This is a genomic window from Blautia sp. TM10-2 (assembly GCF_003480845.1).
In the GTDB taxonomy this organism is placed as follows: domain Bacteria; phylum Bacillota; class Clostridia; order Lachnospirales; family Lachnospiraceae; genus Fusicatenibacter; species Fusicatenibacter saccharivorans.
In genome coordinates this window covers 27,591-47,418 of record NZ_QUJZ01000007.1, presented here as the reverse complement: position 1 = coordinate 47,418, position 19,828 = coordinate 27,591, and the positions used below count along the sequence as shown (strand labels likewise).

Genomic DNA, 19,828 nt, shown 5'->3' with positions numbered 1-19,828 from the left:
CTCTTTTCTCTGCCGCGTTTACATGCGCTCGCGGGCAAGGCTTAAGATCTTTTCCACAACCTCATCGATCGTCATTTCAGAGCTGTCAACGAGTACGGCGTCTTCTGCCTGTACCAGCGGGGAATGCTCTCTGTGCATGTCCTGATAATCACGCTCATTGATATCTTCCTCGATTTTCGCAAGATCGGCTGTCTGTCCCTTTTCGGTCAGCTCTTTCCAGCGGCGCAGTGCGCGGACATGGGCACTTGCTGTCAGATAGACTTTCAACGGTGCGTTCGGCAGAACGGCAGTTCCGATATCGCGGCCGTCCATCACAAGATCCGTATTCTCCGCCATCTCCTGCTGCAGCTCCACGAGTTTTTTCCGTACTTCCAGATAGGCGCTTGTCGCGGATGCCATCTTTCCAGCCTCCTCGGTGCGCAGTCTTCCGGTGACATTGACGCCGTTTAAATAAACCTGCTGCTCTCCGTTTTCGTAGGAAATGGAAATTTTCACATCTTTGCAGGCTGCCTCAATTTTTTCCTGCTCTTCCGGTGCAATGCCAAGATCTGAAAAATAGATGCCCATGGCACGGTACATTGCTCCTGTATCAACGTAGACAAACGAAAGCTCCTTTGCCACACGTTTTGCGATTGTACTTTTGCCAGCGCCTGCCGGTCCGTCAATTGCAAGATTAAATCTCATCTTCTCTCTTCCTCCTGAAAATTCTAAAATCTGTGATCCATATTTTATTCCTGTTCTTCCTTTGCCCGGATCTCTTCGGCTGCAGCGTGGGCACTTGCCCAGGCAATCTGCAGATTGAAGCCGCCGGTCAGTGCATCGAGATCGAGCACTTCTCCTACGAAGTACAGACCTTCTTTTTTCTTTGCCTCCATCGTGCCCGGACGGATCTCTTTCACGGAAACACCACCCTGTGTGATAATTGCTTCACGGAAACCCCGTGTTCCGGTTACTGTAAACGGGAAATGCGTGATCAGCTCTTCAAAGTGCTGACGCTCCGCTTTCGATACGGCATTGACCTGTTTGTACGGGTCGATCCCGCCAAGAGAGAGCATCACCGGAAGCAGTTTCGCCGGGAACAGACTGTTGATCACGTTGCGGAACTGTTTGTTCCGGTTTTCCTCAAATTCACGCAGGATCCGCGCATCCAGCTGTTCTTCCGTGAGTGCCGGCTTCAGGTTCAGATATCCTTTCAGCGGCTGCTGTTCCAGTGCTTTTCCGATGTAGGAGCTCGCAGAAAGCCCCAGCGGGCCGGAAATTCCGAAATGTGTAAACAGCATCTCGCCGAATCCATCGAACAGCGTCTTTTTGCCGTTTTTAATCGTCATCGTCACATTTTTCAGGGAGAGTCCCTGCAGCTCACGGATGTACGCTTCCTCTGTTTCCAGCGGCACCAGCGCCGGGCGGAGCGGAGTGACGGCAAGTCCTGCCTTTTCTGCGAAACGGTAGCCGTCTCCATCCGACCCCGTCGTCTGGTACGACATACCGCCGGTTGCGACAACGACATCATTGTAAAAAAGCTCTTTCCCGTTTTCCAGGCGGATTCCTTTCACGCGGTCTCCTTCGAAAAGAAGCTCTTTTACTTTTGTATTCTTATGCACCTGCACATTTTTCCGTTTCAGTTCCGTCTCCAGCGCGCGGATAATATCCGAGGAGTGATCTGACTCCGGGAAGACACGGTTTCCGCGCTCCACTTTTAAGCGGACACCTGCCGCTTCGAAAAACTCCTGCACCTGGGCGCTGTCAAAGCTGTAGGCGGAGCTGTACAGAAATTTCGGGTTTGTCACCACATTCGTGAAGAACTCTTCTGTCGGGCAGTCGTTTGTCACATTGCAGCGGCCCTTTCCTGTGATAAACAGCTTCTTTCCCAGCTTTTCATTTTTTTCATAGAGATGAATCTCTGTCTTTTCGCCGGCGGCAAGCACGGCGGTCATCATTCCGGCGGCGCCTCCGCCGATTACTGCTGCTTTTCTCATGCTTTCTCCTTTACCGGCAGAGCTGCCTTTTTTCCGCCCATGGGACGTGCATCGTCCAGCCCGTTGATTTCATCGTTGCTGTAAACCTGGTACTCATCCCACAGTTTTTCCATGCTCTCAAGTGTCTTTTTCACATCCGCCTGGCGTTTCATGCAGAGCGCCACGACAAGCGCATTGATTACACTCAAAGGGGCCACCAGAGAATCAACGATCGATGCCATATCGCTCTTGGCAATCAGCGTACAGGCTGCATAAACATTCATCGGTGAATGCACACTGTCTGTGATCGTAATCACCTTCGCTTTGCGACTGTTCGCAAATTCCAGTGCCTTCATCGTACGCATCGAATACCGCGGGAAGCTGATGCCGATCACCACATCATCCTCCGTGATGCGGATCATCTGCTCGAAAATCTCGCTGGAACTGTTTGTCTGTACCTGGCGCACATCCGGGAAAATCATATGGAAATAGAACGCCAGAAAGCTCGCAAGCGGCGCGCAGCTCCGAATGCCGACAATGTAGATTGTCCGCGCAGAAAGAATCGTATCCGCAGCGCGCTCAAAGGCGCTCCGGTCCACTTCTTCCAGCGTCATCTTGATTTTTTCAATATCCGACTGCAGGACGGTCTCCAGAATTTCTCCCTGCGGCACGCGGCCATACGTAAACTGCATCCGCTGCACTGAATTCAGACGATTCATCACCATCTCCTCCAGTGCGCGCTGGAACTCCGGATATCCCGCGTAGCCAAGCTGCATCGCAAAGCGAACCGTTGTCGATTCGCTGACGCCGACCTGCTGTCCCAGGCGCGCTGCCGTCATCGATACGGCCTGGTCATAATGTGCCGTAATAAAATCTGCCAGCCTCTTCTGTCCTTTGCTCAACTTTCCGTAATTTTGATTCAGACGAATGAGGAGATTCTCGTTCGCTGCCTTCTGCTCTTCTGAAGAAGACTGTTCTTTTTCTTTTTTCATGTTATTTTCTTCCTGATTTGTTTTTCCGATCTGCAAATGCCGTTCGGCATCCACATTTTTTCTTTTGGGGGCATCCTGATTCTTTTTCGGACACACCTCGATCTTTTGAATTATAACACGAATAAATTACTGACGCAATGGCTGAAAAGCTGAAAAGGAAAGCCGGTGTTCTGCATTCCCTTTTTACAGGGAACACAGAACACCGGCTGATTTTTTTACTCAGATTTTATTTAGACCGGATATGCGCCGTCTTTTTTGTCAGCGGCTGCCGGATCTACTTTTGTCTGCTGCGCTTCACGATATTTGAAGAAGTCTACAGCTACCTGCGGGAACAGAGCGTAGGTTAATACATCCTCATCCTGCTGTTTCCACTGCTCGATCTCTTTCTCCAGTTTCGGAAGCTCCGGCTCAAGCAGGTCTGCGTAGCGGCAGGTGATCGGCTCGGTATCGCCGATGCATTTCTTCTGTACTTCCGGATTGAACGGTTTTACAGTTGCACCGTATTTTCCGGCAAGAACGTCTTTTGTCTCTTTCGTTACCATCTTGTAACGCTCGCCCATCAGGACATTGAATACAGCCTGGGTACCAACGATCTGGGAAGACGGAGTAACCAGCGGGCACTCGCCGAGGTCTTTTCTTACGCGCGGTACTTCTTCGAGTACATCGTAGTATTTGTCCTCTGCGTGCTGCTCTTTTAACTGGCTTGTCAGGTTGGAGAGCATACCGCCCGGTACCTGATACAGAAGAGTCTTGATATTTACGCCAAGGTTTTTCGGATTTAAGAGGCCTGTATCGAGCGCTTCGTCTCTCATCGGACGGAAGTAATCTGCGATCTCAGCCAGTTTGTTCTGATCCAGACCAGTATCGTATGGAGTGCCTTTGAAGGTTTCAACCATAACCTCAGTTGCCGGCTGTGAAGTACCCATAGCGAATGGAGACATTGCGGTATCGATGATATCAACACCAGCCTCTACTGCTTTCAGGTACGTCATGGATGCAACACCGGAAGTATAGTGGGTGTGCAGCTGAATCGGAAGATCGGTTGCTTCTTTCAGCGCGGTTACCAGCTCAGTTGCCTTGTACGGAACGAGCAGGCCTGCCATATCTTTAATACAGATGGAATCTGCACCCATCTCTTCGATTCTCTTTGCCATGGTGGTCCAGTAATCCAGGGTGTAAGCATCTCCTAAAGTATAGGAAAGTGCTACCTGTGCGTGGCCTTTTTCTTTGTTTGCTGCGCTGACAGCGGTCTGCAGGTTGCGCAGATCGTTCATACAGTCAAAAATACGGATGATGTCGATTCCGTTTGCGATGGATTTCTGTACGAAATACTCTACTACGTCGTCTGCGTACGGACGATATCCCAGGATATTCTGTCCGCGGAACAGCATCTGCAGTTTCGTGTTTTTAAATCCGTCACGAAGTTTTCTCAGTCTCATCCATGGATCTTCATGCAGGAAACGTAAGGAAGCATCAAAGGTTGCGCCACCCCAGCACTCTACTGCGTGATATCCGATTTTATCCATTTTATCAATGATCGGAAGCATCTGTTCTGTTGTCATTCTTGTCGCGATCAGGGACTGATGTGCATCACGCAGAACAGTTTCCATAATCTTGACAGGTTTCTTTTCTACTGCCATTTCTATCCTCCTAAATGAAGTGTTTTTCACTTTTGTTTGTCTTAAGAAGTTATACACCAAAGATCGCCATGAAGGTACCGGCCGCTACTGCTGTACCGATAACACCGGCTACGTTCGGTCCCATCGCATGCATCAGCAGGAAGTTCGTCGGATCTGCCTCAGCGCCAACCTTCTGGGATACACGGGCTGCCATCGGAACCGCAGATACACCTGCAGAACCAATCAACGGGTTGATTCTTCCATGTGTTGCCTTGCACAGTATTTTTCCTAACAGGACACCGCCTGCAGTACCAAATACGAATGCGATCAGACCCAGTGCAACGATCTTTAAAGTGCTGACATTTAAGAATGCCTCCGCACTTGTGGATGCACCAACGGAAGTACCAAGAAGGATAACAACGATGTACATCATGGCGTTGGAAGCTGTCTCCTGAAGCTGTTTTACAACGCCGCACTCGCGGAACAGGTTACCAAGCATCAGCATACCTACCAGCGGAGCGGTAGACGGAAGAATCATGCAGACAACGATTGTAATGACAATCGGGAACAGAATCTTCTCAAGTTTGGATACGGAGCGAAGCTGCTCCATTTTGATTTTACGCTCTTTTTCTGTAGTCAGAAGCTTCATGACCGGCGGCTGGATGATCGGCACAAGTGACATATAGGAATATGCTGCTACTGCGATCGGTCCCATCAGGTGCTGCTGTCCGAGCTTGTTCAGAAGGAAGATAGAAGTCGGGCCGTCGGCACCGCCGATGATGGAGATAGCTGCTGCCTCTCTTCCATTGAATCCCATGAAAATAGCGAAAAAGTACGCCAGATAGATACCAAGCTGTGCTGCAGCTCCCATGATGAAGCTGATCGGGTTTGCAATCAGCGGACCGAAGTCTGTCATCGCACCTACACCCATGAAGATCAGGGATGGGAGGATACTCCACTCGTCCAGAGTAAAGAAATAGTAGAACAGACCGCCCGCATGCTCAAGACCCTGTACGTCGGTATAAGGCTCAGCCATGATGTCCGGGTAAATGTTTACAAGCAGCATACCGAATGCGATCGGTACAAGAAGCAACGGCTCAAATTCATGCTTAATCGCAAGATACAAGAAGAAGCAAGCCACTGCGATCATAACGTAATTGCCCCAGTCCAGATTAAAAAACGCCGTCTGGTGAAGCAGGTTGTTTAAAGTTTCAGTAATCATTTTTTCACCTCCGGTTTTTTCTTACAACGGGCATTAGTTCATGGTTGCAAGAACGTCACCGGATTCTACTGCATCGCCTACTGCTACATTGATGGTTGCTACTGTGCCATCCTGCGGTGCTACAACCGGGATTTCCATCTTCATGGCTTCCAGTACAAGAACAGCATCTCCTGCTTTTACAGCGGTGCCTGCTGCTGCTTCGATTTTGCAGATTTTACCAGGTACAGAAGCAGTAACCTCTACGCTGCCTGCTGCGCCTGCCGGAGCTGCTGCTTTCGGTGCTGCCGGAGCTGCTTTTGGTGCCGGAGCTGCTTTTGCTGCGCTGACAACTGGAGCTGCGCCTGCTGTGGTTCCTTCTTCTACAGTTACGTTATATACATTTCCGTTTACGGTAATGGTGTAGTTTTTCATTGAAAATTTCCTCCTTAAGCTCTTTTGCCTTTTCTGCGGATCGGACGTGCAACATAAGCATCTCCGGATGCAGAAGCCATATCTTCTTCATACATGGCGATTGCAGCTGTAATAACAGCCTGCAGCTCCATATCGTCTGCTTCCGGTGCTGTCTCTTCAACAACCGGTGCTGCGACAGCCTTCGGTGCTTCCTGTACAGGTGCTGCCGGTGCTTTTTTCTTCTTCTTGTCTCCCAAAATGTAATCAAACGAAGAAATAACGAAAATCAGGAAAATCAGCATAACAAATACGGTACCGATTCCGATGATGGTGTTCATGCCGGCCTGGCCGATCAGAACGCCCTTTGACTCCTCAACGGTGATGGTGAGGTCGGTCGGAACTGGTGTTCCGGTGCTGATGTTCCAGAATACGCGGACAATACCAGGATTTTTTTCAAATTCACCCGGAATTGTGCAGGTTACAAAATCTCCGTCTACTTCGAGAGTACCGTCTTCCAGGCTTTTTACCTCTCCGAGGTCAGCCTTTGCCTCTTCCCATGCCTCAGCTGCTCTTGCATAGAACTGCTGGTCGGAAGCTTCCATATTGACAAGATCGTCATCGCTGTAGGTCATCAGGCTCTGTCCTACCCACTGAACACTGGAGGAGAGCAGAGAATCTACCGTAGATGCCTCAACCGGTGAATAAGCCGGTGTAGATGCCGCATCCGCAAAAACAGGAGCTACGGTCACAACCATGGTGCAGGCTGCGGTAAGGACGAGACTTACTAATTTTTTCCAGTTCTTTCTCATCGTATGCCACCTTCCTTAGACTGTTCCGTGTTTTCTGTCCGGTCTGTCTTCTCTCTTGGTATACAGCATCTCGAATGCGCCGATAACATATTTTCTGGTGTCTTCCGGCTCGATGATGGTGTCCACATAGCCTCTTCTGGCTGCGGAAGTTACATTGTTCTGAAGGGTTGCATATTCAGCTGCTTTCTCGTTGATGGTAGCAGCGTCAGATCCTTCGTACATGATCTTTGCTGCAGATTTTGCATCCATCATTCCGATTTCTGCGTTCGGCCATGCAAATACCATGTCTGCTCCGATGGATTTGCTGTTCATGACAACGTATGCGCTTCCGTATGCTTTGCCGACAACAACGTTTACTTTCGGAACGGTTGCGTTTGCGAAAGCTGCGGTCAGGGCTGCTGCGTTCTTAGCCATGGTTCTCTCAGAGCATTTGGTTGCCTTGAATCCGGTTACGTTTGTGATGGTAAGTACCGGGATGCAGAAAGCATCGCAGAAGTTTACGAAATCTGCTGCTTTTTTGGCTCCTCTTGCGCTTAAGGTTCCATCCATTTTCTCTTTTACCGTTCCGTCCTCGCCGTAGATTTCAGAGCGGTTTGCAACTGCTCCTACGGTTGCTCCGTTTAACTGGATAAATGCAGTTACAACATCTTTTCCGTAAGCGGCTTTGGTCTCAAAATAGATGCCGTTGTCGCTGAGCTGAGAAAGAAGGATTCCGGTATCGCCTGCGCAGTTTGCAAGGTCTGCACATGCACGGTTCAGATCATCCTCGCACTCGGTGTATGCTTCGTCCTCGTTGTTTGCCGGAAGCATAGATACCAGGTTTCTGATCTGTCCGAGGATTTCTTCCTCGGTTCCAGCAAAGTCAACAAGACCTGCTTCTTCGCCCTGGAAATCTGCGGATGCGGTATCACATTTGGATACGTGGTTTCCGTCCAGTGCGTTCGGGGAGTTTACGAAAAGTTTTCCGTTTTTAGACTCCATGAACGTGAAGTCTGTCATAGCCGGGATGAGTGCCATACCGCCGCCGCAGGTACCAAATACTGCTGTGATCTGTGGAATCACGCCGGATGCCATTGCCTGCGCCATATAGATTTCGCCGAAACCGTTCAGAGCATCAGTTGCCTCCTGCAGACGCATACCGGCACAGTCTACCAGTCCGATGACCGGAGCACCTGTTTTCTGTGCAAACTCATACAGTCTCGCGATTTTTTTTGCATGCATTTCGCCGATGGTACCGCCCATCACAGACGCATCCTGGCTGTATACGTATACCAGGCTGCCGTTGATCACACCGTAACCAGTAATTACACCATCGGATGGTGTCTCCATGCCGGCCATGTTGAAATCTGTGCTTCTGGCAGTAACCTGTCCGCCGATTTCCACAAAGCTGTTTTCATCCAGCAAAGAGGCGATTCTTGTGCTCGCTAAACTTTGTGCTGTGTTACTCATTCTTCAAACCTCCATCTTTCTATTTTCATTATAAAATTTTAAACAAATTTTATACAAGTCTATCATATCTGTTTTTTCGTTTTTTTTCAATACTTTTTCTCACCTTTTTGACAGAAAATAGACAGAAAAATTTCAGATTTTTCCTATTATAAATGGAAGGTCAAACTTGATTTTTCCCGGCCTTTCCTTTTTCAAAAAGTCCTGTTTTCTTTCCGCATCGTACAAAAAAGCCGCCCGGCGGCGGCTTTTCTTACACGTTTTTCCTTCGGTTTAATATAGTTCAATATGAACCGGAATTCCATTCTCATACTGCATCGCCGGTTCGCCAAGAATCAGCGGACGAAGATACGCCATCATCTCCTCGGTCACATCATGACCATCTTCTGTAATCCAGGAAAGCGGCACTTTCTTTTCTTTATTTGCCACTTCCGATACCGGAACGGAGGTATACTCCACGCGGTAAGGATCCGCGGAGATTCTTCGGATCGATGCCATCTGTCCTCCCTGTTTTTCCAGTGCACACTGGCAGGCTTTCATGCCGAGCATACGGGACTCCTCAAGATCGGTCGCACTCGCAAGATGAGCCGCGCACCGCTGCATCAGGTTCAGTTCAATCGATCTTACCTTACAGCCGATACGGTCACGCACCAGCTCTTCGAGTACTTTTGCAGAACCTGCAATGTAGCTGTGCCCAAACTGATCCTGTGCATCGCTCTGCACCTGCTCAGAAACATAGCGGCCCTCGCTGTCATGGATGCCCTCGCTGATTGCAACCAGAACACTGTCCTTCTGTTCCAGTTTTTCCTGCACATCCTTTAAAAACTGTTCGGTGTCAAAGACCGGCTCGCAAAGATAGATCAGGCTCGGCCCTTCTCCGCCGTTGACACGGGACAGTGCAGACGCTGCCGTCAGCCATCCTGCGTTTCTTCCCATGACCTCCACGATGGTCACAGCCTTCTTTTCATATACATGGCAGTCTCTCTCCAGCTCTGCAAAGGTTGCTGCCAGATATTTTGCCGCAGATCCAAAGCCCGGGCAGTGATCCGTTTCGACAAGATCATTGTCAATCGTCTTTGGCGCCCCGACAACAAACACATCGTCCACACCGTTTTCTTTGCAGTACTTTGACATCTTGTCTACGGTATCCATCGAATCATTTCCGCCGATATAAATAAAATAACGGATCTCATGTCTGCGAAAAATTTGAAGTATTTCTTCAAAATCCTCCTTGTTTTCTTCCGGATCGCCCAGTTTATAACGACAGGAGCCAAGCGCTGCTGCCGGGGTCTGCATCAGAAGAGAGATTTTTTCTGCTGAATCCAGTTTTTGTCCAAGATCAAGAAATTTTTCTGCAAGCACGCCTTCAATTCCATTTACCGCACCATAAATATGATCTACTTTTCCGGACAGTACAGCACAGGAAACAACTCCTGCCACCGTTGCATTGATCGCCGCGGTCGGTCCGCCAGACTGCGCTACTAACAGATTTCGCATATGATTTTCCTCCATCTATTCCCACTACTTTCTAAAAGTTTTTCACGAAATCACTTTCGCTTCGTCCTATAGCGTACCATATTTTTTTTCTTCCGTACACCCTGTTTTGCGTTTCCGGGAAAAGCCTGTAGACTTTCACAACGGATTGCAAAGTTTTTCGTTTTTTTCTTGCAGGATTGCCCTTAAAAAGCTATAATAGAAGCAATGTCCACGAAAAGGACGCAGAAAAATATACGTTTCATCAACAAAAAAACTGGAGGTTTTTTTCATGCAGACCAAGCAAGATGGCCGTCTCGGCACCGAAAAAATCGGGAAACTGATGCTCGAACTGGCCCTTCCCTCTGTCCTCGCACAGATTGTAAATGTACTATATAACATTGTAGACCGCATTTATATCGGCCGGATTCCTGATGTTGGTTCCCTGGCACTGACCGGTGTCGGCGTCACGTTTCCGATTATCACAATCATCTCCGCCTTTGCCGGATTCGCAAGTGGAGGCGGTGCTCCTCTTGCCGCCATCGCACTCGGACAGAAAAACCGGGACCGCGCAGAAAAAATTCTTGGAAGCTCCACTTCCCTGCTGCTCTTTTTCTCCGTGTGTCTGATGGCGTTTTTCTTTTTCTTTCAGACACCGCTTCTGTACCTCTTTGGTGCAAGCAGCAACACAATCCGATACGCTTCCACGTATATTTCCATTTATCTTGTCGGAACCGTATTTGTCGAGCTGGCTGTCGGATTGAATACTTTTATCAGCTGTCAGGGACACGCACGCACGGCCATGTGCTCCGTTCTCATTGGCGCTGTTATCAACATTGGTCTTGACCCGGTTTTCATCTTCGTTCTTCATATGGGTGTTTCCGGGGCCGCACTTGCTACCATTCTCTCCCAGGCTTTAAGTGCTGCATGGGTTCTTCGGTTTCTTACCTCAAAAAAATCAGGTGTCCGCCTTTCTCTTCGCACCATGAAACCGGATTTTTCCATTTTAGGCTCTGTCATGGCACTCGGCATCTCACCATTTATCATGTCTGCAACGGAAAGTGCCATCACAATCGTCATGAACCACGGGCTACAGACGTACGGCGGCGACCTCTATGTCGGCTCGATGACAATTCTCCAGTCGGTGCTGCAGCTGATTTTCGTACCGGTCAACGGCTTTACGAACGGTGTACAGCCGATCATCAGCTACAACTTTGGTGCAGGCCAGTTTGACCGTGTCCGCCAGACAATCCGGCGCATGATCGCCATTACTTTTACTGCCGCTTTCGTCTACGTTGTATTCGCAATGCTTCGTCCGGCTCTTTTTGCCGGTCTTTTCACGACTGACCCGGAACTGATTGTCATCGTAGAGAAGGTACTTCCGGTTTACATTGCCGGCATGGCAATTTTCGGACTGCAGAGCGGCGTACAGAGTTCCTTCCTCGGTCTTGGCCAGGCGAAGATTTCTCTTTTTATTGCACTGCTTCGAAAAGTCATCCTTCTGATTCCGCTTGCACTCATTCTGCCGCATTTCTTCGGTGTCATGGGCGTTTACTATGCAGAACCGATCGCTGATGTATGTTCTGTTATCACTGCCGTTACGCTGTTTCTCTGCAATATCCGGAAAATTCTTTCAACAGAAACACTTGCAAAAGTGACTCATACCGAAGAATGACAAAAGAGGCGCTCTGCGACCTTTTCCATGCACCACCCATAATCAATTTTCTCGATCGTTTCGGCTGCATAGACGGGATATTCCGCGAGAAGAATCCCGTCGATCGAATACGTAACCGAACCGACCTTTTCTCCTTTCTTTACCGGGGCTTTCAAAAGCTCCGGTAAAAAAATGTCTTTTTCCGGTATTTCTGTCTCTTTCAGAAGAGCGGGAAGCGAGCGCGCCGGATCAAGCGCCGGGCTTGTAAGGGTAAGGCGGGCGCTGCTTTTTACCTGCAGCATCCCGTCGTAAACACCGTCTGCTACTTCAATCTGCCCTGGGTTCCAGCTATGGTCCAGCACGTCACGATACATATACGATTCCAGCCCGTAGTTTAAAAGCTTTGCGGCATCCGCCCATTTATAGTTTTTATGGCTGGGCCATCCGCACGCAAGCAACGACACAATCAGACGCTTTCCATCCCGCTCCAGCGCACCGGTATAACAGTAACCGGCTTTTGCCGTGAAGCCGGTTTTTCCCGAAACAGCTCCATCCATCTGATCCAGCAGTGCGTTGTGATTATAGCAGTTGAACATGTTTTTCTTTTCCAGATCCCAGAAGGTATAGGACCGCGTCTGCGTCACTGCGAGAAACTGGGCGGCTTTCGGTGAAATCCAGACACAGTATCGCATGATCCGTGCCAGATCAGCTGCTGTCGTGTGGTGATCTCCGCCTGCGTCAGAAGCATCGAGACCGTTCGGCGTCACAAAATGCGTATCTGTGCAGCCGATTGCTGCGGCTTTTTCATTCATAAGCGATGCAAATTCCTCTACACTTCCGCCGATGGTCTCTGCAATCATTACCGCCGCGTCGTTATGCGATTCCAGCATCAGGGAATACAGAAGATCGCCAAGCAGAAACTGTTCTCCCTCCCGCACACCGAGATGTACTTTCGGCGCTGCGGCTGCTTTAGCCGATGCAGTTGCGACCGTCTGCTCTTGTCCGTTTTCCAGTGCCAGAATGCATGTCATGATTTTCGTTGTGCTCGCCATTGCCATAGGATCTGTCTCGCGTTTTCCGAACAGCACACGGCCGGTATCGCCATCCATCAGGCATGCCGCCGTTGCAAACAGCTGATTCGGCTCGCTCTCCTGCTCTGTCGCAGTCACGGACACACTTCCCAAAAACAGAAGCAGGATTCCCAGGAAAAAACCTGTCTTGTTTCTTCTTTTTCTGTTCAAAATCAGATCCCCCTTGTGTTTTTTCTCTTTAAAAACGGAAAAGCCGGACGCTCTTTTGGGACCGGCTTTTTGTCTGCTTCTTCTTCATTATATGAGGTTTCCTGCAAAATCATGGTAAAATTTCACAAAGTTATTGACACTGCGATCCATATCATGTATAATTCCCCGTGTTTGTATAGAATCACTAAACTTTTTGTTTATTTTTACTGAGATTTCCTGAGAATCCGTATTCAGCAAAAGGATCCCGGGAAAGACTTTGGATGCAGAAAGGATTTTTTATGGAAATCGGAAAAAAAATCAGGGAACTGCGGATGTGGAAAGGGCTGACGCAGGAGGAACTGGCAGATCGGAGCGAGCTGTCAAAGGGATTTATTTCCCAGCTTGAAAACGATGTGACCTCTCCCTCGATCGCCACGCTGGTTGATGTTCTTACCTGCCTTGGAACGGATCTAAAAACGTTTTTCGGCGAAGAGCAGGACAATCAGGTTGTCTTTTGCGAAGAAGATTACTTTGTAAAGACCGCTGAAGCGCAGGGCAACGAGATCGCATGGATCGTTCCGAATGCACAGAAAAACAGGATGGAGCCAATCCGGCTGACGCTGCAAAGCGGCGCGTGCACCGAGATTGATTCACCGCATGAAGGCGAGGAATTCGGCTATGTACTTTCCGGCCGTATTCTCCTTCATCTTGGAGATGAATGCCACAAAGTGAAGAAAGGGGAAAGCTTCTACTATCCCGCTTCCTGTAATCACTATCTGGAAAATCCGGGTAAAACACCGGCCATCATTCTCTGGGTCAGTTCACCGCCTTATTTTTAGATTTTTTACATCGCGTGATTTTCACGAGAAACGGTGTTCCAAATTTCACAACCCGAAAGGAGCATATTACACATGAGTACCAAATTACTTGATCTGGTCAACATCACAAAATCGTACGACGGAGTTACCATTCTGGATGATCTGAATCTTTATATCCGTGAAAACGAATTTCTTACCCTCCTTGGCCCGAGCGGCTGCGGAAAAACAACCACATTACGTATCCTCGGCGGTTTTGAGACACCGGATGCCGGAAAGGTTTTATTTAACGGACAGGATATCACCCAGCTTCCGCCGAACAAACGCCAGTTAAATACGGTGTTCCAGAAATATGCTCTTTTCACGCATATGACAATTGCGGAAAACATTGCTTTCGGGCTGAAAATCAAAGGAAAATCCAAAGCATATATCGATGACAAAATCAAATACGCATTAAAACTTGTTAACCTTGAGGGTTACGAAAACCGCTCCCCGGCGCTTCTCTCCGGCGGCCAGCAGCAGCGAATCGCCATTGCGCGCGCGATTGTCAACGAACCAAAAGTTCTGCTTCTGGATGAGCCGCTCGGCGCACTTGACTTAAAGCTCCGTCAGGATATGCAGTACGAGTTGATCCGTCTGAAAAACGAGCTTGGTATCACCTTTGTCTATGTCACCCATGATCAGGAAGAGGCGCTTACTATGTCGGACACGATTGTTGTCATGAACCAGGGTTATATCCAGCAGATCGGCACACCGGAAGACATCTACAATGAGCCGCAGAACGCATTCGTTGCAGACTTCATCGGTGACAGCAACATTCTCGACGGCATCATGATTGAGGACCGTCTCGTCGAGATTCTCGGTGCGAAGTTCGAGTGCGTTGATGTCGGATTCGGCAAAAACAAACCGATCGACGTTGTGATCCGCCCGGAGGATATTGATCTTGTGAAGCCGGAGGAAGGTACCATCCGCGGACGTGTCACCCATCTGATTTTCAAAGGTGTTCACTATGAGATGGAGGTTACGGTGAACGGCTTTGAGCTTCTCGTTCACTCTACCGATCTGTTCCCGGTCGGACAGGAAGTCGGCATTCACGTCGATCCGTTCGATATCCAGATTATGAACAAACCGGAATCCGAAGATGAGGAGGCGGCAGCCATTGAAGAGTAATAAATTAAAGAAATGGCTGGCAGCACCGTATGCCGTCTGGGCTGCCGGTTTCATCATCATCCCGCTGATCCTGATTCTCTACTATGCGTTCACCGGGGAAGAAGGCGGCTTTACCCTTTCGAATTTCGCCTACGTTGCGACGAAGGAAAACATCAAGGCACTCGGCCTGGCGCTGTGGCTGTCGCTTCTTAGCACCGCGCTCTGTCTTTTGCTTGCCTATCCGCTTGCCATGATTCTGGCAAACCGGAATGTCAATCAGACCAGCTTTATTGTGCTGATCTTCATTCTCCCGATGTGGATGAATTTTCTGCTCCGTACGCTTGCATGGCAGACACTGCTTGAGAAAAACGGCGTCATCAACAGCATCCTCGCGTTTTTCCATCTGCCCGGCATTTCTATCATCAATACACCGGGAGCGATCATTCTCGGTATGGTGTACAACTTCCTGCCGTTTATGGTTCTGCCGATCTACAATGTTCTGATTAAGATCGACCGTGATGTCATCAACGCAGCAAGGGACCTCGGAGCAAACAGTGTGCAGACGTTTCTGAAAGTAACGCTGCCGCTCACCACGCCGGGTATCGTAAGCGGTATTACCATGGTATTCATCCCGGCGCTTACAACCTTTGTTATTTCCGACCTGCTCGGCGGAAGCAAGATCCTTCTGATCGGAAACGTCATCGAGCAGGAGTTCAAACAGACCAACAACTGGAATGCCGGAAGTGCACTCTCCACAGTCCTGATGATCTTCATCATCCTGTCGATGGTTCTGATGAACAAATACGATAAAGACGGGGAGGGAACGGCATTTTGAGAAAGAAACTGGAAAAAATTTACATGGCACTCATTTTTATTCTTCTGTATGCGCCGATTGTCACCCTTGTGGTGCTCTCCTTTAATGATTCAAAAACGCGTGCCAAATGGGGCGGCTTTACCCTGCACTGGTACCGCTCACTGTTTGCCAATACAGAGATCATGAATGCGCTGTATACGACACTGATCATCGCGCTTCTTGCCTCTGCGATTGCGACTGTGCTGGGAACGCTTGCGTGCATCGGCATCAACAGCATGTCGAAAAAGAGCCGGACGGTTTTCATGGGCATCACCAATATTCCGATGCTGAACGGTGAGATCGTCATGGGTATCTCGTTGATGCTGCTCTTTATCATCTGCCGCATTCAGCTTGGATTCGGTACCATTCTGATGGCACATATTACGTTCAATGTTCCTTACGTTATCTTGAGCGTTATGCCGAAATTAAAGCAGACGAACAAATCGACGTACGAGGCAGCTCTCGATCTTGGTGCCTCTCCGCTGTATGCATTCTGGAAAGTTATCTTCCCGGACATCATGCCAGGCGTTGTTTCGGGCTTTCTGCTCTCCTTTACGATGTCCCTCGATGATTTCGTTATCACCTACTTCACCAAGGGACCGGGCGTTGATACGCTCTCCACAAAGATTTATGCCGAAGTCCGCAAGGGAATCAAGCCGGAGATGTACTCGCTCTCCACGATTCTTTTTGTTACCGTACTGCTTCTGCTGCTCCTTGTGAATGTGAATCCTTCTCCGAAGGAAGAAAAAGAGGAGGCAAAAGAGCGCGAGGCTATGGCGAAGAAGGGCATCCGTTTCCGCATCACGAAACGTGTGGTCTTCCGCCGGATTCTTCCGATCGCCATGGTGCTTGTCATCGGCGGCGGCGGTATTTACTACGGAAGCCAGAATGCTTCAGCCGGCGGCTCCCAGCAGCTGATTGTGTACAACTGGGGCGAATATATGGATTCTGATGTCATCGATATCTTTGAGGAAGAAACCGGTATCCACGTTGTTTACGAGGAGTATGAGACGAACGAAATCATGTATCCGAAGATCAAATCCGGTGCGATTTCCTACGATCTTGTCTGCCCGTCCGACTATATGATTCAGAAGATGATCCAGAACGATCTGCTGCAGCCGATCAACTTTGACCATATTCCGAACGCTTCCAACATTGGAGATATGTACTACGAGACTTCCGAGCAGTTCGACCCGGGCAATCTCTACTCGATCCCGTACTGCTGGGGAACAGTTGGTATTCTGTACAACAAAAAAATGGTAAGCGAGCCGATCGACTCCTGGTCTGTTCTGTGGGATACCAATTACCGCGACAGCATTCTGATGCAGGACAGCGTGCGCGATGCGTTTGCTGTTGCTTTAAAGGATCTGGGATACTCCTTAAACTCCACCAATATCAAGGAGCTGACGGAGGCGAAGGATCTGCTTGTGACACAGAAACCTCTCGTGCAGGCGTACGTTGTGGATCAGGTGCGTGACAAGATGATCGGAAATGAGGCGGCTATCGGCGTTATTTACTCCGGTGAAGCTATCTACACGAAGCGTGAAAACCCGGATCTGGAATACGTTGTTCCAAAAGAAGGCTCCAACGTCTGGATCGATTCCTGGTGCATTCCAAAAGATGCGCAGCATGTCGAGAACGCAGAGAAATTCCTGAATTTCCTCTGCCGGCCGGACATCGCACTGAAAAACTTTGAGTATATTACCTACTCTACGCCGAATGATGCGGCGCGTGAACTGATTGAGGATGACGATATCCGAAACAGTGAAATCGCCTTCCCGGATGAGGAAACGCTTGCACGGTGCGAAACCTTTACGTATCTTGGCGATGATGCCGATGAGGTTTACAACCAGCTGTGGCGTGAAGTAAAATCAAATTAAAGATCTGCTTTCGGACAAAAAAAGATCCCGGTCAGGAATTCTTAGGAAAGATTCCTGCCGGGATTTTTCTATTCTTACTGTTGCTCTCAAAAGTCTGTTTTAATCAAAATTGTGGTCAAAGCGCGGGGAAAGCGTTCCGTTTCCATGGAGCACTTCATCCAGCTTTACAAGCTCCTGCGGCGCCTCTGCAAGCGCTCTTTCGTACAGGTGGACAAGATTCCGTGTGCCCGCTTCGCATTCCTTCTGAGGCCTTCCAGGCATCACACGGCCGCCCATCGAATCATAGCAGCCGACCAGTTTCATCGCTCCAAGAAGAAGGCTTCTTACCGCACTGCTGCGGCAGATCGTGATTCTCGTCCAGAGCTTCATGCCCTTCAGGCATTCGACAATTTCTGTTTCCCCGATTTCCGGAAAACAGCGGTGGATGACCTTGTTGCCGTCGGTGTGCGGGCAGATCGGCGATGCCGGACGGTATACGAGCGGATCGAGGCCGTCCTCCAGCATGAAGTACTGGTCAAGGCTCGTCTCAATCTTTGTATGGGAAATTCCAGTGTGATCCACAAATTTCCCGATATACGGATGACACGTCGAATCGAGAAGGTAATGGCAGGCAAAGCCTAACAGATACGCTTCCATCGCCTCTGACGGGCTCTGCTGATACTTTTTCACCTCATCATCGAACAGAACGGAAGCCGTCTGTTCATGCAGAAACGTTCCGTAATCAGACACACGGTTTTTCGAGAACGGATGGTAATAAAAGAAGATATCCGGCCCGTGCAGTCCGATCAGATACAATTTTTTGTTTTCTCGAATGATCTTTTTCAAATTTGCCGGAAGCTGTTCATAGACTTCTCTTCCGAACCTGTCGTGTGCGTACGTAGTAGGCATATCGGTATCTCCCTTCTTTTTTCTCCTGCCGGATCAGACATCCAGCTTGATCTGCATTTCCTCTTCCACTTCTGCGCGGAAGTCCTCCATCTTGACCGGACTGATCTCCGGCAGATTGTCGGTGGAATCGACGCCGAAGTTCCGCAGGAATTCTTCGGTCGTGCCGAACACAATCGGGCGGCCCGGCGCGTCGAGGCGGCCAAGCTCCTGCACCAGATTGTACTCCACCAGTTTGTTGACCGCGTGATCGCTCTTGACGCCGCGGATCTTGTCGATCTCCTGCTTCGTGACCGGCTGCTTGTAGGCAATGATCGAGAGGGTCTCCATCATGACGTCGGTCAGAACCGCCTTCTTCGGCTGCATGGCGATGTTGACAAGATAATCATAATATTCCTGTTTCGTGCACATCTGATACGCATTTTCAAGCTCCACGATATGGATGCCGCGGTCTTTCGTATTATATTTTTCCATCATATGGTTCAGAATCCTGCGGGTCGTCTCCGTGTCATGGCCGATCGCTTTTGCAATCCTTCCCAGCTCCACGGAATCTCCCATCGCAAAAAGGACTGCCTCGATGGCTGCTTCCGCCTCCTCGACCGAAGAGGGGCGTCTTGCCTCACCCGGGGCAGTTTCTTTATTCCTGTTCTGTTCTTCCATCTGTCTTGTCCTCACTGTCTGTCTCGTCTGTATACGGCACAACTACGGTGTCTTCATCCTCCAGGGATTCAATCAGGATATCCCCGAAAAGCTCCTCCTGGCTGATCCGGATTTTGCCGGTTTTCATCAGCTCCAGGATTGCAAGGAAGGTGACAATCACATGCACCTTGCCCGGCTGGGATTCCAAAAGGTCGCGGAAGCTGAAGCGGCGTTTTTTAACAGCAAACTGCTCGACATACGTCATCTTGTCCGGCAGGCTGACCTCTTCTTTTTCGATCTTTCCGAACTTGCTTCGGATCGGGTCGATCTTGTCCTCCTGGCGCTTTAAAATCATTTTATAGATCGTATGGAGCTTCGCGAGAGAAATCTGCGAGAGGAGCTCGGAGGTGTCGACCGGCGTCCTGTACTCCAGCACTTCTCTTGGAAGCGTCGGTTCCTTGTACACGGAACGGCTCGCCTCGTTCATGCGGTCACGCAGCTCGTACGACATGTACTTGTACATTTTGTACTCTAAAAGCTGCTGCACCAGCTCGGCTCTCGGGTCCTCTTCCTCGCCTTCCTCATTCACTTCTTTCGGAAGCAGCATGCGGCATTTGATATCCAGAAGCGTCGCCGCCATGACCATGAACTCGCTCATGATGTCGAGGTCTTCCCGCTCCATATGATGAATGTATTCCAGATACTGGTCCGTAATCTCTACAATGGGGATATCGTAAATATCTATTTTGTTTTTATCGATCAGGTGAAGAAGAAGGTCCAGCGGTCCTTCAAACACCGGAAGCTTTACTGGTATCGCCATGTGCTCT

18 protein-coding genes are annotated in these 19,828 nt (G+C 49.4%); 5 read left to right on the top strand and 13 right to left on the bottom strand.

Annotated features, from left to right (window positions below):
* Positions 1-18: 18 nt before the first annotated feature.
* The 9 genes from cmk to DXD92_RS08345 form a co-directional block, all read right to left on the bottom strand.
* Positions 19-684, bottom strand: a complete 666-nt coding sequence (cmk, locus tag DXD92_RS08385) for a (d)CMP kinase (protein ID WP_022462337.1) — start codon at positions 682-684, stop codon at positions 19-21.
* Between the two features lie 44 nt (positions 685-728).
* On the bottom strand, positions 729-1,976 hold the full coding sequence (locus DXD92_RS08380) for an NAD(P)/FAD-dependent oxidoreductase (protein WP_117509003.1): 1,248 nt from the start codon (positions 1,974-1,976) through the stop codon (positions 729-731).
* Positions 1,973-2,947, bottom strand: a complete 975-nt coding sequence (locus DXD92_RS08375) for a MurR/RpiR family transcriptional regulator (protein ID WP_117509159.1) — start codon at positions 2,945-2,947, stop codon at positions 1,973-1,975. Before DXD92_RS08375 ends, DXD92_RS08380 begins: the two co-directional genes overlap by 4 nt.
* 230 nt (positions 2,948-3,177) lie before the next feature.
* The gene (locus DXD92_RS08370) at positions 3,178-4,587 is read right to left on the bottom strand and encodes an oxaloacetate decarboxylase subunit alpha (protein ID WP_117804070.1); all 1,410 of its coding nucleotides are present in this window, start codon (positions 4,585-4,587) and stop codon (positions 3,178-3,180) included.
* A 49-nt stretch (positions 4,588-4,636) separates the two neighbouring features.
* Positions 4,637-5,788, bottom strand: coding sequence for a sodium ion-translocating decarboxylase subunit beta (locus tag DXD92_RS08365; protein WP_055226382.1), 1,152 nt, complete (start codon positions 5,786-5,788; stop codon positions 4,637-4,639).
* Positions 5,789-5,821: 33 nt separating this feature from the next.
* Positions 5,822-6,199 (bottom strand): biotin/lipoyl-containing protein, encoded by a 378-nt coding sequence (locus DXD92_RS08360; RefSeq protein WP_117509004.1) that lies wholly within the window; start codon positions 6,197-6,199, stop codon positions 5,822-5,824.
* A gap of 14 nt (positions 6,200-6,213) precedes the next feature.
* Complete coding sequence (locus DXD92_RS08355; protein WP_118600632.1) at positions 6,214-6,987, bottom strand: OadG family protein; 774 nt, start codon at positions 6,985-6,987, stop codon at positions 6,214-6,216.
* 15 nt (positions 6,988-7,002) lie between these two features.
* Positions 7,003-8,436 (bottom strand): acyl-CoA carboxylase subunit beta, encoded by a 1,434-nt coding sequence (locus DXD92_RS08350; RefSeq protein ID WP_022462330.1) that lies wholly within the window; start codon positions 8,434-8,436, stop codon positions 7,003-7,005.
* A gap of 270 nt (positions 8,437-8,706) precedes the next feature.
* The gene (locus DXD92_RS08345; RefSeq protein WP_118594752.1) at positions 8,707-9,930 is read right to left on the bottom strand and encodes a 6-phosphofructokinase; all 1,224 of its coding nucleotides are present in this window, start codon (positions 9,928-9,930) and stop codon (positions 8,707-8,709) included.
* Positions 9,931-10,198: 268 nt separating this feature from the next.
* Between DXD92_RS08345 and DXD92_RS08340 the strand changes: the two genes are divergently transcribed.
* On the top strand, positions 10,199-11,581 hold the full coding sequence (locus tag DXD92_RS08340; RefSeq protein WP_055226390.1) for an MATE family efflux transporter: 1,383 nt from the start codon (positions 10,199-10,201) through the stop codon (positions 11,579-11,581).
* Here the strand turns inward: DXD92_RS08340 and DXD92_RS08335 are convergent.
* On the bottom strand, positions 11,566-12,801 hold the full coding sequence (locus DXD92_RS08335) for a D-alanyl-D-alanine carboxypeptidase family protein (protein ID WP_226906314.1): 1,236 nt from the start codon (positions 12,799-12,801) through the stop codon (positions 11,566-11,568). The genes DXD92_RS08340 and DXD92_RS08335 overlap by 16 nt on opposite strands.
* Positions 12,802-13,079: 278 nt before the next feature.
* Here DXD92_RS08335 and DXD92_RS08330 point away from each other — a divergent pair, with 278 nt between their 5' ends.
* From DXD92_RS08330 to DXD92_RS08315, 4 genes are all read left to right on the top strand, one after another.
* Complete coding sequence (locus DXD92_RS08330; RefSeq protein WP_055226534.1) at positions 13,080-13,619, top strand: cupin domain-containing protein; 540 nt, start codon at positions 13,080-13,082, stop codon at positions 13,617-13,619.
* A gap of 72 nt (positions 13,620-13,691) precedes the next feature.
* Positions 13,692-14,765, top strand: a complete 1,074-nt coding sequence (locus tag DXD92_RS08325) for an ABC transporter ATP-binding protein (RefSeq protein WP_117509007.1) — start codon at positions 13,692-13,694, stop codon at positions 14,763-14,765.
* Positions 14,737-15,579, top strand: coding sequence for an ABC transporter permease (locus DXD92_RS08320; RefSeq protein ID WP_055218051.1), 843 nt, complete (start codon positions 14,737-14,739; stop codon positions 15,577-15,579). The genes DXD92_RS08325 and DXD92_RS08320 overlap by 29 nt, the downstream gene beginning before the upstream one ends.
* A 23-nt stretch (positions 15,580-15,602) precedes the next feature.
* Entirely contained in the window at positions 15,603-17,477 is a 1,875-nt protein-coding gene (locus DXD92_RS08315; RefSeq protein ID WP_431834936.1) for an extracellular solute-binding protein, read from the top strand.
* Positions 17,478-17,576: 99 nt separating this feature from the next.
* Here the strand turns inward: DXD92_RS08315 and DXD92_RS08310 are convergent, their stop codons facing one another.
* From DXD92_RS08310 to DXD92_RS08300, 3 genes are read right to left on the bottom strand one after another with little or no spacing between them, the layout of a single operon-like run.
* Complete coding sequence (locus tag DXD92_RS08310; protein WP_118594750.1) at positions 17,577-18,365, bottom strand: zinc dependent phospholipase C family protein; 789 nt, start codon at positions 18,363-18,365, stop codon at positions 17,577-17,579.
* 33 nt (positions 18,366-18,398) lie between these two features.
* Positions 18,399-19,022, bottom strand: coding sequence for an SMC-Scp complex subunit ScpB (scpB, locus tag DXD92_RS08305; RefSeq protein WP_022462321.1), 624 nt, complete (start codon positions 19,020-19,022; stop codon positions 18,399-18,401).
* Complete coding sequence (locus DXD92_RS08300; protein WP_118594749.1) at positions 19,000-19,821, bottom strand: segregation and condensation protein A; 822 nt, start codon at positions 19,819-19,821, stop codon at positions 19,000-19,002. Before DXD92_RS08300 ends, scpB begins: the two co-directional genes overlap by 23 nt.
* Between the last annotated feature and the right edge of the window lie 7 nt (positions 19,822-19,828).

What these genes read in the sequence shown, in the direction of transcription:
- cmk (WP_022462337.1), bottom strand. Translation starts at nt 684, where the DNA reads ATGAGATTTAATCTTGCAATTGACGGACCGGCAGGCGCTGGCAAAAGT.
- DXD92_RS08380 (WP_117509003.1), bottom strand. Translation starts at nt 1,976, where the DNA reads ATGAGAAAAGCAGCAGTAATCGGCGGAGGCGCCGCCGGAATGATGACC.
- DXD92_RS08375 (WP_117509159.1), bottom strand. Translation starts at nt 2,947, where the DNA reads ATGAAAAAAGAAAAAGAACAGTCTTCTTCAGAAGAGCAGAAGGCAGCG.
- DXD92_RS08370 (WP_117804070.1), bottom strand. Translation starts at nt 4,587, where the DNA reads ATGGCAGTAGAAAAGAAACCTGTCAAGATTATGGAAACTGTTCTGCGT.
- DXD92_RS08365 (WP_055226382.1), bottom strand. Translation starts at nt 5,788, where the DNA reads ATGATTACTGAAACTTTAAACAACCTGCTTCACCAGACGGCGTTTTTT.
- DXD92_RS08360 (WP_117509004.1), bottom strand. Translation starts at nt 6,199, where the DNA reads ATGAAAAACTACACCATTACCGTAAACGGAAATGTATATAACGTAACT.
- DXD92_RS08355 (WP_118600632.1), bottom strand. Translation starts at nt 6,987, where the DNA reads ATGAGAAAGAACTGGAAAAAATTAGTAAGTCTCGTCCTTACCGCAGCC.
- DXD92_RS08350 (WP_022462330.1), bottom strand. Translation starts at nt 8,436, where the DNA reads ATGAGTAACACAGCACAAAGTTTAGCGAGCACAAGAATCGCCTCTTTG.
- DXD92_RS08345 (WP_118594752.1), bottom strand. Translation starts at nt 9,930, where the DNA reads ATGCGAAATCTGTTAGTAGCGCAGTCTGGCGGACCGACCGCGGCGATC.
- DXD92_RS08340 (WP_055226390.1), top strand. Translation starts at nt 10,199, where the DNA reads ATGCAGACCAAGCAAGATGGCCGTCTCGGCACCGAAAAAATCGGGAAA.
- DXD92_RS08330 (WP_055226534.1), top strand. Translation starts at nt 13,080, where the DNA reads ATGGAAATCGGAAAAAAAATCAGGGAACTGCGGATGTGGAAAGGGCTG.
- DXD92_RS08325 (WP_117509007.1), top strand. Translation starts at nt 13,692, where the DNA reads ATGAGTACCAAATTACTTGATCTGGTCAACATCACAAAATCGTACGAC.
- DXD92_RS08320 (WP_055218051.1), top strand. Translation starts at nt 14,737, where the DNA reads ATGAGGAGGCGGCAGCCATTGAAGAGTAATAAATTAAAGAAATGGCTG.
- DXD92_RS08315 (WP_431834936.1), top strand. Translation starts at nt 15,603, where the DNA reads ATGGCACTCATTTTTATTCTTCTGTATGCGCCGATTGTCACCCTTGTG.
- DXD92_RS08310 (WP_118594750.1), bottom strand. Translation starts at nt 18,365, where the DNA reads ATGCCTACTACGTACGCACACGACAGGTTCGGAAGAGAAGTCTATGAA.
- scpB (WP_022462321.1), bottom strand. Translation starts at nt 19,022, where the DNA reads ATGGAAGAACAGAACAGGAATAAAGAAACTGCCCCGGGTGAGGCAAGA.
- DXD92_RS08300 (WP_118594749.1), bottom strand. Translation starts at nt 19,821, where the DNA reads ATGGCGATACCAGTAAAGCTTCCGGTGTTTGAAGGACCGCTGGACCTT.